At 55.8% G+C, this 14,606-nt stretch carries 14 protein-coding genes; 9 read left to right on the top strand and 5 right to left on the bottom strand.

Features of this window, described 5'->3' with window-relative positions; all coding sequences use genetic code 11:
• The first annotated feature begins 83 nt into the window (after positions 1-83).
• The 4 genes from purS to CGL_RS12915 all read left to right on the top strand — a co-directional run bounded on the left by purS (position 84) and on the right by CGL_RS12915 (position 4,162).
• Positions 84-329: a phosphoribosylformylglycinamidine synthase subunit PurS gene (gene purS / locus CGL_RS12930; protein WP_003854010.1), complete on the top strand. Its 246-nt coding sequence runs from the start codon at positions 84-86 to the stop codon at positions 327-329.
• Positions 326-997 (top strand): phosphoribosylformylglycinamidine synthase subunit PurQ, encoded by a 672-nt coding sequence (purQ, locus tag CGL_RS12925; RefSeq protein WP_003863118.1) that lies wholly within the window; start codon positions 326-328, stop codon positions 995-997. Before purS ends, purQ begins: the two co-directional genes overlap by 4 nt.
• 11 nt (positions 998-1,008) lie before the next feature.
• Positions 1,009-3,297: a phosphoribosylformylglycinamidine synthase subunit PurL gene (gene purL, locus CGL_RS12920; RefSeq protein WP_011015233.1), complete on the top strand. Its 2,289-nt coding sequence runs from the start codon at positions 1,009-1,011 to the stop codon at positions 3,295-3,297.
• Between the two features lie 100 nt (positions 3,298-3,397).
• Positions 3,398-4,162, top strand: coding sequence for a PAQR family membrane homeostasis protein TrhA (locus CGL_RS12915; RefSeq protein ID WP_011015232.1), 765 nt, complete (start codon positions 3,398-3,400; stop codon positions 4,160-4,162).
• A 44-nt stretch (positions 4,163-4,206) separates the two neighbouring features.
• Here the strand turns inward: CGL_RS12915 and CGL_RS12910 are convergent, their stop codons facing one another.
• On the bottom strand, positions 4,207-5,226 hold the full coding sequence (locus CGL_RS12910; RefSeq protein WP_011015231.1) for an acyl-CoA thioesterase: 1,020 nt from the start codon (positions 5,224-5,226) through the stop codon (positions 4,207-4,209).
• 37 nt (positions 5,227-5,263) lie between these two features.
• On the opposite strand from CGL_RS12910, the gene CGL_RS12905 reads away from it, so the two are divergent.
• From CGL_RS12905 to purM, 3 genes are all read left to right on the top strand, one after another.
• Positions 5,264-5,641, top strand: coding sequence for a sterol carrier family protein (locus tag CGL_RS12905; protein WP_003863125.1), 378 nt, complete (start codon positions 5,264-5,266; stop codon positions 5,639-5,641).
• Positions 5,642-5,756: 115 nt separating this feature from the next.
• The gene (purF, locus tag CGL_RS12900; RefSeq protein WP_011265975.1) at positions 5,757-7,241 is read left to right on the top strand and encodes an amidophosphoribosyltransferase; all 1,485 of its coding nucleotides are present in this window, start codon (positions 5,757-5,759) and stop codon (positions 7,239-7,241) included.
• A 125-nt stretch (positions 7,242-7,366) separates the two neighbouring features.
• Complete coding sequence (gene purM / locus CGL_RS12895; RefSeq protein WP_003863129.1) at positions 7,367-8,443, top strand: phosphoribosylformylglycinamidine cyclo-ligase; 1,077 nt, start codon at positions 7,367-7,369, stop codon at positions 8,441-8,443.
• A gap of 652 nt (positions 8,444-9,095) precedes the next feature.
• On the opposite strand, the gene CGL_RS12890 is transcribed toward purM, so the two are convergent.
• Entirely contained in the window at positions 9,096-9,311 is a 216-nt protein-coding gene (locus CGL_RS12890; protein WP_003863131.1) for a DUF3073 domain-containing protein, read from the bottom strand.
• 221 nt (positions 9,312-9,532) lie between these two features.
• Complete coding sequence (locus CGL_RS12885; RefSeq protein ID WP_011015229.1) at positions 9,533-10,654, bottom strand: YgfZ/GcvT domain-containing protein; 1,122 nt, start codon at positions 10,652-10,654, stop codon at positions 9,533-9,535.
• Positions 10,655-10,743: 89 nt separating this feature from the next.
• Between CGL_RS12885 and CGL_RS12880 the strand changes: the two genes are divergently transcribed.
• Complete coding sequence (locus CGL_RS12880; protein WP_011015228.1) at positions 10,744-11,688, top strand: aminodeoxychorismate lyase; 945 nt, start codon at positions 10,744-10,746, stop codon at positions 11,686-11,688.
• A gap of 273 nt (positions 11,689-11,961) precedes the next feature.
• Here CGL_RS12880 and CGL_RS12875 read toward each other — a convergent pair whose 3' ends face one another.
• Positions 11,962-12,651, bottom strand: a complete 690-nt coding sequence (locus tag CGL_RS12875; RefSeq protein WP_003863137.1) for an FABP family protein — start codon at positions 12,649-12,651, stop codon at positions 11,962-11,964.
• Between CGL_RS12875 and CGL_RS12870 the strand changes: the two genes are divergently transcribed.
• Positions 12,650-13,768 carry a diacylglycerol/lipid kinase family protein gene (locus CGL_RS12870; RefSeq protein ID WP_011015227.1) on the top strand — a complete coding sequence of 373 codons (1,119 nt, stop codon included), beginning with the start codon at positions 12,650-12,652 and terminating at the stop codon, positions 13,766-13,768. The genes CGL_RS12875 and CGL_RS12870 overlap by 2 nt on opposite strands.
• On the opposite strand, the gene CGL_RS12865 is transcribed toward CGL_RS12870, so the two are convergent.
• Entirely contained in the window at positions 13,765-14,550 is a 786-nt protein-coding gene (locus CGL_RS12865) for an LmeA family phospholipid-binding protein (protein ID WP_011265972.1), read from the bottom strand. The two genes, CGL_RS12870 and CGL_RS12865, sit on opposite strands and share 4 nt — an antisense overlap.
• Positions 14,551-14,606: the final 56 nt, after the last annotated feature.

The following is a 14,606-nucleotide window of genomic DNA, read 5'->3' as shown; positions in this document are numbered from 1 at the left end:
TGGCTAGGTTTGACCAGTGGCAACAGTTACACTTGTGCTCGTAAAACATTGTCCTCCCCATTTCTTGAGTAAGGGAAAATACCGTGGCCCGTGTAGTTGTCAATGTCATGCCTAAGGCTGAGATTCTGGATCCCCAGGGGCAGGCGGTACACCGCGCCCTCGGACGTATCGGAGTTTCTGGCGTTTCCGATGTCCGTCAGGGAAAGCGCTTCGAGCTTGAGGTAGATGATTCCGTCACCGAAGCTGACCTAAAGAAAATTGCTGAAACCCTCCTCGCAAACACCGTCATCGAAGACTTCGATGTGGTGGGAGTTGAGGTCGCGAAGTGAGCGCCAAAATCGGTGTCATTACCTTCCCAGGCACCCTTGACGATGTAGATGCAGCACGCGCTGCTCGCATCGCAGGTGCAGAAGTAATCAGCCTGTGGCACGCTGACGAGGATCTCAAGGGCGTCGACGCAGTTGTCGTTCCCGGTGGATTCTCCTACGGCGATTACCTGCGCACCGGTGCAATCTCTGCACTGGCGCCAGTAATGCAGTCCGTGATTGAGCAGGCCGGTAAGGGTATGCCAGTCTTGGGCATTTGCAACGGCTTCCAGATCCTCACCGAAGCACGCCTGCTTCCAGGCGCGCTGACCCGCAACAAGGGTCTGCACTTTCACTGTGTAGACGCACACCTCGTTGTAGAGAACAACACCACTGCATGGACCAACACTTTGGAAAAGGGTCAGCAGATCCTTATTCCTGCAAAGCACGGTGAAGGTCGCTTCCAGGCAGACGCAGAGACCATCGCCCAGCTTGAGGGTGAAGGCCGCGTGGTGTTCCGTTACACCGATAACTTCAACGGTTCCGTCAACGATATCGCCGGTATCACTAATGAAACTGGTCGCATCGTCGGTCTCATGCCGCACCCGGAACATGCCGTCGAAAAGCTAACCGGCCCATCTATTGATGGCCTGGAGCTGTTCCTGTCCGCCGTTGGCACCATCGCGGCTTAAGAGGAGTAAATATGAGCACTTTTGTCAATGACACCGTCGAAGACGCAATCAAGACCCCTGAGCTGGATCAGCCATTTGAGGCTCTTGGTCTGAAAGACGACGAGTACGCGCGCATCAAGGAAATCCTTGGCCGCCGCCCAACCGACGCCGAGCTGACCGTTTACTCCGTCATGTGGTCGGAGCACTGCTCCTACAAGTCCTCCAAGGTTCACCTGCGTTACTTCGGTGAAACCACCACTGAGGAAATGGCTTCCAAGATTCTTGCCGGCATCGGCGAGAACGCTGGTGTGGTCGACATCGGAGACGGCAACGCCGTGACCTTCCGCGTGGAGTCCCACAACCACCCATCCTTCGTAGAGCCACACCAGGGCGCTGCGACCGGCGTCGGCGGCATCGTCCGCGACATTATGGCTATGGGCGCACGCCCAATCGCTGTGATGGATCAGCTGCGTTTCGGTGCACTGGACAACCCAGACACCCAGCGTGTGCTTCCTGGCGTTGTTGACGGCATTTCCCACTACGGCAACTGCCTCGGCCTGCCAAACATCGGTGGCGAAACCGTCTTCGACGATTCCTACGCAGGTAACCCACTGGTCAACGCACTGTGCGTGGGTACCCTCAAGGTGGAAGACCTCAAGCTTGCATTCGCATCCGGCACCGGCAACAAGGTGATCCTGTTCGGTTCCCGCACCGGCCTTGATGGCATCGGTGGCGTGTCCGTCCTGGGTTCCGCATCCTTCGAAGAAGGCGAAGAGCGCAAGCTCCCAGCTGTTCAGGTTGGCGATCCTTTCGCAGAGAAGGTACTCATCGAGTGCTGCCTCGAGCTGTACAAGGCTGGCGTCGTGGTCGGTATTCAGGACCTCGGTGGCGGCGGACTTGCGTGTGCAACCTCTGAGCTGGCAGCCGCAGGCGACGGCGGCATGCGCGTCAACCTAGACAACGTCCCACTGCGCGCAGAGAACATGTCTGCAGCTGAAATCCTGGCTTCCGAGTCCCAGGAGCGCATGTGTGCTGTTGTCACCCCTGAAAACGTTGAGCGTTTCCTCGAGATCTGTGCAAAGTGGGATGTCACCTGCGCAGAAATCGGCGAAGTTACCGACGAGAAGGACCGCTACGTTGTGGTCCACAACGGTGAAGTTGTTATCGACGCACCTCCATCAACCATCGATGAAGGCCCTGTCTACAACCGCCCAGTTGCTCGCCCTGAGAACCAGGACGAACTGCAGCTCGAAGGCGAGATCGCTCGCCCAGTCGACGTTGAAGAGATCAAGGCTGCTTGGCTGAAGCTTGTCGCTTCACCAGCACTTGCATCCCGCGCGTTTATCACCGAGCAGTACGACCGCTACGTCCGCGGCAACACCGTTCAGGCAAAGAACGCCAATGCTGGCGTCTTGCGTATCGACGAAGAGACCAACCGTGGCGTTGCGATCTCCGCCGACGCATCCGGCCGTTACACCAAGCTCGAGCCAAACACTGGCGCGCAGCTTGCACTGGCTGAGGCTTACCGCAACGTGGTCTCCACCGGTGCACGCCCAGTGGCTGTCACCAACTGCCTGAACTTCGGTTCCCCAGAAAACGCTGGTGTTATGTGGCAGTTCAAGGAAGCAGTCCACGGTCTGGCAGACGGATCCAAGCTTTTGGGCATTCCAGTGTCCGGCGGTAACGTCTCCTTCTACAACCAGACTGGTGACGAGCCCATCCTGCCAACCCCAGTCGTGGGTGTTTTGGGAGTCTTGGACAACGTCGAGCAGAGCATCGGCAACGTCCTCCCATCCGAGGACAACGATCTCTACCTCCTGGGTGAGACCTTCGATGAGTTCGGTGGCTCCATCTGGCAGCAGGTTTCTGGCGCTGGCCTCAACGGTCTGCCACCAGTAGTTGACCTGCTCAACGAGCAGCGTCTTGCAGACCTGTTCGTCGGTTCTGATCTGTTTGCTGCATCCCACGATCTGTCTGAGGGCGGCCTTGGCCAGACCCTCGCAGAGCTTGCGATCCACGCAGACAAGGGCATGGATGTTGATCTCTCCCAGATCCACCCATCCCTGTTCACCTCACTGTTTGCTGAGTCCGCTTCCCGCATCGTGGTTGCAACCAACCGCGGCGAAGAGTTGGAAAAGCGCGCAGCAGAGCTGGGTGTTCCAGTGTTCAAGCTGGGCTGCACCAACGATTCAGCCGTCATCGCTGTCAAGGGCGCAGACGTTGAGTTCACTGTTTCCGTGGAGGAACTCCGCGAAGCATGGACCAACACTTTGCCTGAGGCCTTCGGTCACGCAGTTGGAGCTAACGCAGTAGTTGCATAATTTTCTGCTGTGAAGCCGGGTTTCGTTTTCGCAAAGCCCGGCTTTTGCTCTTTCTTCCACTAGATTGGATACAACAAGTCAGGGAAGAAAGAAGCGTGAAGTGTCTGAAGATCGTGAATATATGGACGCGGACCCGCTGATTGAGGATGACGTTAGTGGAGCAGAAGTAAAAGATAGTTCGGATGAACCGCTTCTCGCACTGACACGTTACGTTTTTGATCGCGGTGAGCGGCCAGTTACTCGTGGACTGTTCCACCAGGTTGCGGCCATTTTGAGTATTGTGTCAGGTTCGGTGCTCTCCACGTATGCATGGATGGAACTGGTGTGGTGGCAGGCGCTAGGTGTCATGGTGTACGCCTTGGCCATGCTGGGACTGTTTGCTGTCTCTGCGGCGTATCACCGAGGACCGTGGCGTCGATTGCACACCGTGGCGTGGTGGCGCAAAGCTGATCACTCCACCATCGCGGTGTTTATCGCAGCAACCTATACGCCACTGTGCTTGATCGTCTTAGAGCCCGGTACCGCAGCATGGATGTTAGGTATTGCGTGGGTTGGTGCCATTGCCAGCGTGATCATGAACATGGTGTGGATCAATCACCCACGATGGCTCAGCGTGCTGGTCTACTTGGCCTTGGGATGGCTCATTGTGCCACTTGTCCCTCAATTGTGGTCTGGTGCTGGCCCCACAGTGGTGTGGCTCCTGCTGGCCGGAGGCATCGTCTACAGCGTTGGCGCGTTGGTGTACGGCTTTAAATGGCCAGGACGCAACGCACGAGTGATTGGCTACCACGAGCACTTCCACATCGCCACGATCGTCGCAGCGATTGTCCATCTGGTTGCAGTGTGGATGGTTGTCGTTAACTAAGAAAAGCCCCCTTTTTAAACAAAAGGGGGCTTTTTCGGGTCTAACTAGTCGATCTGCAGTGGAACCCTGCGCTGGAACAGCGGCATTGGGGTGTAATCAGCACGCAGATCCCTCAGGATGTTTGCATGCTCAGCCAACTGGATATCCTCAGGGGTACGAGGCACAAACTGTGGTGCAGGCAAAGGCTCTCCGTCGACATCAATTCCTAAGTAGGTCACCGTTGCGTGAATAGCGGTTTCTAGCTCAGCACGGCCACGGTGAGCATCACCGGCACGGACGTGGATGGACATCTGCATGGAACGCTTATCGGTACGCATCATGCGGGCGTCCACCTCAATGAGGTCACCGATCTGAATGGGCTGGTAGAAGCGGATACCACCAGCATAAACCGCAACGGTGTGGTTACCAGACCACTCCATGGTGCACGCAGCACCCGCCTCATCGATCCATTCCATGGCAGTGCCACCGTGGACCTTGCCACCCCAGTTGATATCTGTTGGCTTAGCCAAGAAGCGGGTAATCAAACGAGGGGCCTCAGAAGGTCCGTTGTACGTCTGCTTTTCCATCTCCGCTTCAATAGCCTTGCGCAGCCCGATGCGGGAGTTAGCAGCTTCCAACACGCGCTGCTCTTCTTCATTCTTAGGGGTAAATGAAGGAACTGGGGTAGCGCGACCAGTTGCGGTGTCCTTCGCCACGAAAATAACCAAGCAGTCACACGCACGGGTGTAGTTGCCATCGCGAGGATCCGCAGAAAGCACCTCATTCACGATGTGCATGGAGGAACGGCCAGTCATCGCAATGCGGGAACGCACCTCGACCATGTGGCCAGAGGGAATAGGGCGAGTGAAGTGAATGTGACCAACATAAGCAGTGACACAGTAGGTTCCAGACCACTGGGTAGCACAAGCATAAGCAGCCTTATCGATCCATTCCAGGACTCGGCCACCGCCAACGCCATGGCTACCAGCCATCAAAACGTCAGTAGGGGCAGCCATGAAACGAAGGACGACTTCTGGGGAGCGGTGTGGATTCTCACGGGGATTCTCATGCGGATTATCAGACATATGGACACTTTAACGGTTCGTACTAGGCTGATGCTTCATGAGGATTGATCCGCTGGAAACCCGGCAAGCCGTATTGGCCGTCAAAGACTGGATTGAAGGGGAGGGAGACGTCGAAAAGCCTGGTCGTGCGGCACTTGCCGCCGCAACTCGCCTGAGCGTCCGACTGCTCGCGCAAGACGCGCCGGGAAACAGCGTGGAGGTGCGGGTACCCCCATTTGTTGCGGTGCAATGCATAGAGGGGCCAAAACATACACGCGGCACACCACCCAACGTGGTGGAGACCGACGCCAAGACCTGGTTACGCTTAGCAACTGGGCAAACCACATTTGATGCAGAATTTGAAAGCGGAAAAATTAGCGCATCAGGTACCCGAGCCAAAGAGATTGCGGACTGGTTACCAGTGGTCAAACTTTAGATTTCCTAATGCTCATTAGTTTCTGGGCAACCGACAGACTACGATTTGACCTGTGGCATTACTTGATCAGCACACGCTCCCTGGTTCAATGGTAAATACCGAGCATTCCACCGGAATGACCCAGGTAAACCACCCGTACGATGATCTCAACGAACAGGCACCGCAGGAAGAATGCGGCGTTTTCGGCGTTTGGGCGCCAGGTGAGGAAGTCTCGAAACTTACCTACTTTGGCCTCTTCGCACTTCAGCACCGTGGTCAAGAAGCCGCGGGCATCGCAGTAGGCGATGGCGAACAGATCCTGGTTTTCAAAGATTTGGGCCTAGTCTCCCAAGTTTTCGACGAACCAATTCTGGAATCCCTCCGCGGAAACATCGCCATCGGACACACCCGATACACCACCGCCGGCGGAAACACCTGGGAAAATGCCCAGCCTATGTTCCGCATGGCACCAGATGGCACCGATATCGCCCTTGGACACAACGGCAACCTGATTAATTACATCGAGTTGTTGGACAAAGCCACCGAACTTGGCCTCGTCGATCCCGCCAAGAAGCCATCAGATACCGATGTGCTCACTGGACTGCTCGCAAGCGGCGTCCATGACGGAAATAATCTCTTTGATTCCGCCAAGGAACTCCTCCCCAGCGTCAAGGGAGCCTACTGCCTCACCTTCACCGACGGACACACCCTGTACGCAGCGCGTGATCCATTCGGCATCCGCCCACTGTCCATCGGCCGCCTCGAGCGCGGCTGGGTAGTCGCATCTGAAACCGCAGCGCTCGACATCGTAGGTGCCTCGCATGTGCGCGAGGTCGAACCAGGCGAACTGATTGCTATCGACGAATCCGGCCTCAAGTCCGCACGATTCGCCGAGACAACCCGCAAAGGTTGCGTCTTCGAATACGTTTACCTGGCTCGTCCAGACTCCGTGATCAAGGGAAGAAACGTCAACGAAGCCCGACTTGAAATCGGCCGCAAGCTCGCTGCAGAAGCACCAGCAGTCGGCGATCTAGTCATCCCAACCCCAGAATCAGGCACCCCAGCAGCAGTTGGATTCGCCCAAGCATCTGGCATCCCATTCGGCCAAGGCATGGTCAAAAACGCCTACGTTGGCCGAACCTTCATCCAGCCTTCCGACACTCTCCGCCAACTGGGAATCCGCCTCAAGCTGAACCCATTGCGCGAGGTTATCGCCGGAAAGCGCCTTGTGGTTGTGGATGATTCCATCGTCCGCGGTAACACCCAACGCGCCGTGATCCGCATGTTGCGCGAAGCCGGTGCAGCTGAGGTTCACGTACGCATCGCCTCACCACCCGTGAAATGGCCATGCTTCTACGGCATCGATTTTGCCACCCCAGGCGAACTCATTGCCAACGCTGTCACCAGTGACAACGAAGCAGAAATGGTAGAAGCAGTCCGCTCCGCAATCGGCGCAGACACCCTCGGCTACGTCTCCATCGACTCCATGGTTGCAGCAACCGAGCAACCAGCCAACGAACTCTGCATCGCCTGCTTCGACGGCAAATACCCCATGGGTCTGCCACAGGGAAACAGCAACGCAGACCTAGTCCGCAAGATGCAAGCAACCGCCTCAAGTTAAGATCGGTAGGCGATAGGGGTTGAGCATTTTTGCTCTCCCCGTATGCGTGGGGGTTGTCCCGCGCACTTTTAGACAGTTATGTTCCTAATAAGTTCCAAACCCCAGCAGGAGAAGCGAAGTACACGATGAGTGATCACCAGGACACCACCGCCGAAGGCGTTTCATACGCAGCAGCAGGAGTCGACATCGAAGCCGGCGATCGTGCCGTCGAACTCTTTGCACCAATGGCCAAGCGCGCCACCCGCCCAGAGGTTCTTGGCAACCTCGGAGGCTTCGCAGGACTCTTTGAGCTCGGAAAATACAAGAAGCCAATCCTCGCAGCAGGATCTGACGGAGTCGGCACCAAGCTTGTCATCGCCCAGATGATGGACAAGCACGACACCATCGGCATCGACCTTGTTGCAATGTGTGTGGATGACCTCGTTGTCACCGGCGCAGAGCCACTGTTCCTCCAGGACTACATCGCCATCGGCAAGGTTGTCCCAGAGCACGTTGCTGAGATCGTCTCCGGTATCGCAGAAGGCTGTGTCCAGGCAGGCTGTGCTCTGCTCGGTGGCGAAACCGCAGAACACCCAGGTGTTATGGAACCAGACCACTACGATGTCTCCGCAACTGCAGTCGGCGTTGTCGAAGCAGATGAACTGCTAGGACCAGACCGCGTCCGCGCAGGCGACGTCCTCATCGGCATGGCTTCCTCCGGTCTGCACTCCAACGGTTACTCCCTGGCTCGCCACGTCCTCCTGGAAAAGGCAGGCCTGGCGCTTGACGGACACATCGAAGAACTCGGACGCACCCTCGGTGAAGAACTTCTCGAGCCAACCCGCATCTACGCCAAGGACTGCCTGGCACTGATCGCAGAGTGCGAAGTTCACACCTTCTGCCACGTCACCGGCGGCGGCCTCGCAGGCAACCTCGAGCGGGTTGTCCCAGAAGGGCTCGTCGCAGAAATGTCCCGAGCAACTTGGACCCCAGGCCAAATCTTCCGCACCATCTCCTCTGTGGGCAAGGTTTCCCGCGAAGAAATGGAAAAGACCTTCAACATGGGTGTCGGCATGGTTGCAGTCGTTGCTGAAAAGGACCGCGACCGCGCCCTGGCAATGCTCACCGCACGTCACATTGACTGCTGGGAAATCGGAACCGTACGCAACGGTGAAGAGGGAGAGCCTCGCGTGATCCTCAACGGCGAGCACCCTGGCTACTAAGCCCAACTGTCTGCTCTAAGAATTAGCCGGCCTTGCACTTAATTGTGCGGGCCGGCTTTTGCAGTGAAATGGGGCATTTTAAGAGGATGGAATTGTCTCATGAGTGGATTGGATGTAAAGCGAGGTTTGAAGCCGTTAGAGAGGCCTACAAAACATCATCAATTGTGCATGCACAGCCCTGATTTTGTCCCTGTGAGATCCCTGATCAAGAATCCGACCATGTAGGACACGTGAAGCCCTAAATCGGACGGATTTTTGCATAATCTAGTCAGTTCCGCGCAAATTTTCGACCACTTTCAGGCTTCAAATTTGATACTTTGACGAATTTTTGCAAGTCCCCGAAGTGGAGCACCTAGATCGCTTAAATCCTGGCCGCGACAGGCGTGAGCCGGGAAACTAAAGTCTCGCACCAGCCCCAGGCACGCAAAAGACGGCACTAGATCTGCCACGGGCTGAAATCCTGGGAGTGCGGGAACACAGAGGGAAAGTACTCCTGGGACTTGTCCGCGTCAAACCTTGCGCCGTCTTCTACGGTAGTGGTTGAACGGGATAAGGACCGTTGGAGGTGAATGTGACACCTTGAAACGGTCGCAAAGCCACCTAATTGATGGGTTTGAGGTTCTCAACTCGGAAGAGTTAAGGACACACGAAATCAGTTTGTGCCGTAGGCACGATTGTCGGTGTCGTCCTCATCCCAGTCCGCATACTCTGCGTACTGGTCCTCATCATCAGGGGTATCGGAGTAGGAACGCCTAGGAGACTGGTTAGCCAGCTCCCGCTGCAGCGAATCGAGATCCATGTCTGGAGAGCTGTACTTCAACTGGCGAGCAACTTTGGTCTGTTTTGCCTTCGCGCGACCGCGACCCATTGCCTGACCCCCTTGGAGTGAGCGGGCCGATCCTGGGAATTCGGATGGCCCATGGGCTTTTCAAGATGTATTAACTGTATTCCTGATAGACACAATAGCCTGTTATTCGGAAAATTTCTGCAACTAACCCTTGACCTGCGTGTTCATGAAAATAAAATGCCAAAGTAGGCGATTTTCGTATCGTTTAAAAATCGCCTAAATTTCGCTATAAATCGTTTTAGTTAAAGACCCTTGAGCTTATTGATCGCTGCGCGTCCGCGTTGTTCACTTTCCTCCGCAGGAAGCAGATCGCGGTCGACGTTTACAGAGACATCATCGATGTGAAGTTCTTTATCCAAAGCGCTGCGCTTAACCAGCCCGAGAGCGATCGGCCCGTAATCGGCGTCATGGACAACGGTGCCCAGACGACCAACGGTGCGCGCACCGGCCTTGATTTCAGCGCCAGTCACAGGATCCAGCGGTGCGGAACCGTCAAGATGAAGCAGAACCAGCACGCGCGGGGAACGCCCAAGATTATCAACGCGCGCGACAGTTTCCTGCCCGCGGTAGCAACCCTTGGTCAAATGCACAGCGCCTAAATGTTCGCCACGGCCAATCCAATGGGGGATTTCATGGGGAATGGTCTTATCATCCAAATCCACGCCCGCAGCGGGCTCCAACGCCTTCACGCGCTCGGCCGTGTAAGCCATGAGACCGGTGAGCTTTGCGCCAGCTTCTAAGAGCTTGTCGACGCCCTCCTCCAGGTTTTCACGCCGGATGGCGACGTCGATACGCGATGGCCCATTCCAATCGACCCTACGGGCAAAGACCGCGTCCGGAAGGGCAATTTCCTGGCCGAGCAGAGTGATGATCGCCAGATCGGCTTCCTGGACGGTGACTTCCGACCAGAAAATCATCTTGGTCAAGAAACCGATGAGGGTATCAAACTCCGCCGCGGACGTGTCGAGGTAGAAAACCCCATCGACGACAGTTACCTGCATTGTGTGTTGAATACGACCCTGCGCATCCAAATCCAGGGCACCGGCAGTAAAGCCGTTTTCAACGGAATCAACCTTTTGGGACAAAATATTATTGAGGAACGTGGGGGCATCAGGCCCTTCGACTTTGATCACCTTGCGATTAGAACGGTCAACTAAGCCCGTGCCAGTTTCGAAGATGCGTTGCTCGACGAGAGGGGAACCGTAATGCCACGCGACACCTTCAGTACCTGCTTGAGCAGCAGCGCCCTGCGCTTCTGCCGCACCACTTCTAGAAAGAAGAGGGGACTTGTATCCTGCAGGAATCTGATCAGTGTTGTTCGCGACCTCGATTTGTTCGTTAGCCACGTCTTCGATAGTACCCACAATCTGACAGGAAGGGTTATTCCTTCCAAAAGCGCAAGTGGTTAGCACCAGTGAGCGAGATGCGCCTTAACCGTGCATAATCAGGCGTTATGGCGCTTGAACCACAAATAAAGTCTGCACCGACGCCGGTGATCTTAATTGTCGAACCCTACGGCGGGTCCATCCGGCAACAAAACCCCAACCTACCAATGGTTTTTTGGGACGATGCAGCCTTAACCCGAGGCGATGGCATCTTTGAAACACTCCTCATCCGCGACGGACATGCCTGCAACGTGCGCCGACACGGAGAACGCTTCAAAGCATCGGCAGCACTATTGGGACTGCCAGAGCCGATCCTGGAAGACTGGGAAAAAGCCACCCAAATGGGCATCGAATCCTGGTACTCCCACCCCAACGCAGGCGAGGCCTCATGCACCTGGACGCTCAGCCGAGGTCGTTCCTCCACGGGGCTGGCCTCAGGATGGTTAACCATCACCCCAGTCTCCTCCGACAAACTGGCGCAACGTGAACACGGTGTATCGGTCATGACCAGTTCAAGAGGATATTCCATCGACACCGGCCTCCCCGGAATCGGAAAAGCCACCCGAGGCGAGCTATCTAAAGTGGAACGAACCCCCGCACCATGGCTGACAGTCGGCGCCAAAACACTAGCCTACGCAGCAAACATGGCAGCCCTGCGCTACGCCAAATCAAACGGATTCGACGATGTGATCTTCACCGATGGCGACCGCGTTCTAGAAGGCGCCACCTCCACCGTAGTGAGTTTCAAAGGCGACAAAATCCGCACCCCTTCACCCGGTGGCGACATTCTCCCCGGAACCACCCAAGCAGCACTCTTTGCACACGCAACCGAAAAAGGATGGCGATGTAAAGAAAAAGACTTAAGCATTGACGATCTTTTCGGAGCCGACAGCGTGTGGCTAGTGTCCTCCGTCCGCGGACCAGTTCGGGTGACCAGGCTCGATGGACACAAATTACGGAAACCAGACAATGAAAAAGAAATCAAGGCGCTGATTACCAAAGCTCTGGGGTAGAGGCTGGCGCTGGGACTTGCTGGGTGCTTTGGGCGCTAAGTTCGATTTCACACTAACGATTTCGCATCAGCGGTTTCTTGTACTCAATTTCGCATATTTGATACCACTAGGAAAACGCCAAAAGTGGACGGAAATTGGAGTTGAGAAATTGAGCTTGCGATATTGGAAATGTGAACCCGCTAGTGCGGTATCGAACTTAAGAAACAAAACAGGCGACCAACCGCTCCTAAAATTCGAGCCTGTTGGTCGCCTGTGACGGTGAACTAGAAAAAACTAGCCGATCACGCGGGTGAGCTGTGCGGACATGCGTGGCTTGAGGGCGTCGCCAACGAGACGCTCATCAACCCAGCCGAGTTCGTTGGTTGGAAGCAGTCCGTAGAGACGCTTTCCTGGTCCAAGGGTGGATGGGCCGGTGGCGGTGACCATGGTAGATGCGGATTCAAGCTGCCAGGCGCGCTCATTGAGTGGCTGGCCGTAGTAGATTTCTACAACTCCGCCGGCGTGGGTGCAGACGAATTCGATTTCATCTTTGAGATTGATGCGCCAGAAGCCGGATTCGCGCTGGTCGACGCCGGTGGGGTTTCCTTCTTCGTCGAGTTTCCACATGCGGGATTCGAAGGAGAGGTAGTTTTCACCGTCGTGGGCGAAGGTGATTTGCTGGCCGAATGCGTATTGTCCGTCTTCTGCGGTGTCGGCTTGGCCTTCGCCGCGCCAGACGCCGACGAGAGGGAGGAGCGCGAGGAGTCCGTCGTGGAGGTTGGGGCCTTCGCGGAGGTTAGCGGTGTCGTCAGGGATAGGAAGGTCACCTAGGCCTGGGATGTTGCGGTGAGCGGTGCTCTTGGATTGTTCGGCAGCGAGGTTTACTGCGTCGGATCCGCTGATGCTTGCAGAATCGGACAGTGATGGGCCGTCTGCGCCTGCACCTGGGACGACTGGATTATTAGGGGTGGAATTTTCGCTCATGACACTCAAGACTAGCGTTTTGGCACTACTCTTAGATAACGTGCATGTTCTTCTGATTGCGAATCCTGAGTCGACCACGCAGACGCAGAAACTTTTCCGTCGTGTGGTGCCTGCGTTGATGGCGCTTGATGGTGTGTCGCTTGAAGCGAGGTTTACGCACTATGGAGGCCATGCGGAGGAAATGGTTGCGGGTTTGACGGTGGATGATTTTGATGTGATTATCCCCGCGGGTGGGGACGGCACCGTCAACGAAGTGATAAATGGGTTACTTGGGTCGGCGGAAGGTGATTTTAGAAACCTTGAGGATTTGCCGGCGATTGCGGTGTTGCCAACGGGGTCTGCCAATGTGTTTGCCCGTGCGCTTGGTTACCCCACTGACCCGTATGCTGCCGCTGATGCCCTGGTGGAGTTGATTCGGAAGAACCACACCAGAACTATCACCTTGGGTACGTGGAAGGGTGATGATCAGGGGACTCGTTGGTTCGCGGTTAATGCTGGGTTTGGTATTGATGCGGATGTTATTGCCAGGGTCGAACGGGCGAGATCTTTCGGCTTTGCGGCTTCACCGTTGTTGTATCTGCAGGTGAGTCTTCGGGCGTGGGTGAAAACTCAGATTAAGCCACCGAAAATTACCGTGGAGGCGGTGGACAGCAAAGGGCACAAATTGCAAAAAGAGGAAGTGCCAATGCTGCTTGCCTCGAATACCAATCCGTGGACTTTTTTGGGTCCGCTTCCTGTGGTGACAAATCCGCAGAATTCTTTTGACACAGGTCTGGGGCTTTTTGGCTTGACTAGTGTGCGAGGATTCGGGGGAGTGGCAGCGATGATGCACCTGATTGGCGTGGGGCATGGTCGGAAGTTGGAGAAGTTGATCGCTAAGCGCACCATTGCTTTTGATGATGCGGAGAAAGTAACGCTCACGTGCGACAGCGATCAGCGTTTCCAAGTTGATGGTGAGTATGAAGGCAAACCAACAAAGGTGGTGTTGGAATCAATCACTGATGCGGTGCGAGTGTATGCGCCGAAGACGCATCCGACACCGCCGATCATGAATTGGGCTGTCCATTTGTTTAAGCACGTCCGTGATTTCCTCCGGGTGCGCACGTTTGGCATCTAGGATTCATCGGAGTTTTCTTCCGGTGCAGCTAGTGGTGATAGTTCGCGGGTGGTGAGCTGGACGTTGCGGGCTTCAGATTGGAAATGGACGGAGCCACCAGATAGGTAAACCGCCATTGCCCGATCTGCGAGGGGTAGTTGCAGGGTGTCGATTTTCCACGTGAAGTCGGGGGCGACATCGTCGAGGGTGAGTCCGGAGGGTGCGTCGATAAGCTCGTACGGCAGCATCTGGAATTCTGAGCCGACTAGGCGAAGGGTGACCAGCACACTGACCGGGTCTTCCATGTCTGGTGGGGTTCCTGTCAGGAGCGCTTCTGAGGTGATGCCGCCGGAGGGGGAGATGTCGATGGGGTGGGAGATGTCGAGGTCGGTGATTCCGAGCTGCGCGCCGATTGCGACGCCGTCCATGCGTAATGTGCGCGTGAAGGTTTCCGCAGTGGTGCCGTCGAGGTCACCGGAGAGGATTTGATCCCGTGAGACTTCCACGCTTTCTACCTCTGTGCGTGCATTCACCATGCCGACGCCGGGGATTTCCACGTCCAGCATGTCGATGCTTACGGAGTCGAGTTTGCCGGTAAAAAACGCCGTGGAGTAAATGGAGCTGCCGAGGAATACTCGCGGGTCGTTTTCAAGATCTGCGGATTCCGCAACTGCTTTAGACAAGTTGCGTTCCGCGTGCGCAGCGATGGAAGCATCAACGATCCAAAAAGCGCCGCCAGCCACCGCAACGGCCCCAATTGTCGATGCTGCGATGGTCACAAGTCGTTTTCTGGATTTTTCCACATCTATATCTTTACCCCACGTTCCTGCAAGAGATTCAAACTTGGGGCTAACCTGGG

The sequence above is a fragment of the Corynebacterium glutamicum ATCC 13032 genome (genome assembly GCF_000011325.1).
GTDB lineage: Bacteria > Actinomycetota > Actinomycetes > Mycobacteriales > Mycobacteriaceae > Corynebacterium > Corynebacterium glutamicum.
Note: the sequence above shows the minus strand (reverse complement) of the source record. Positions and strands in the feature narration are given on the sequence as shown.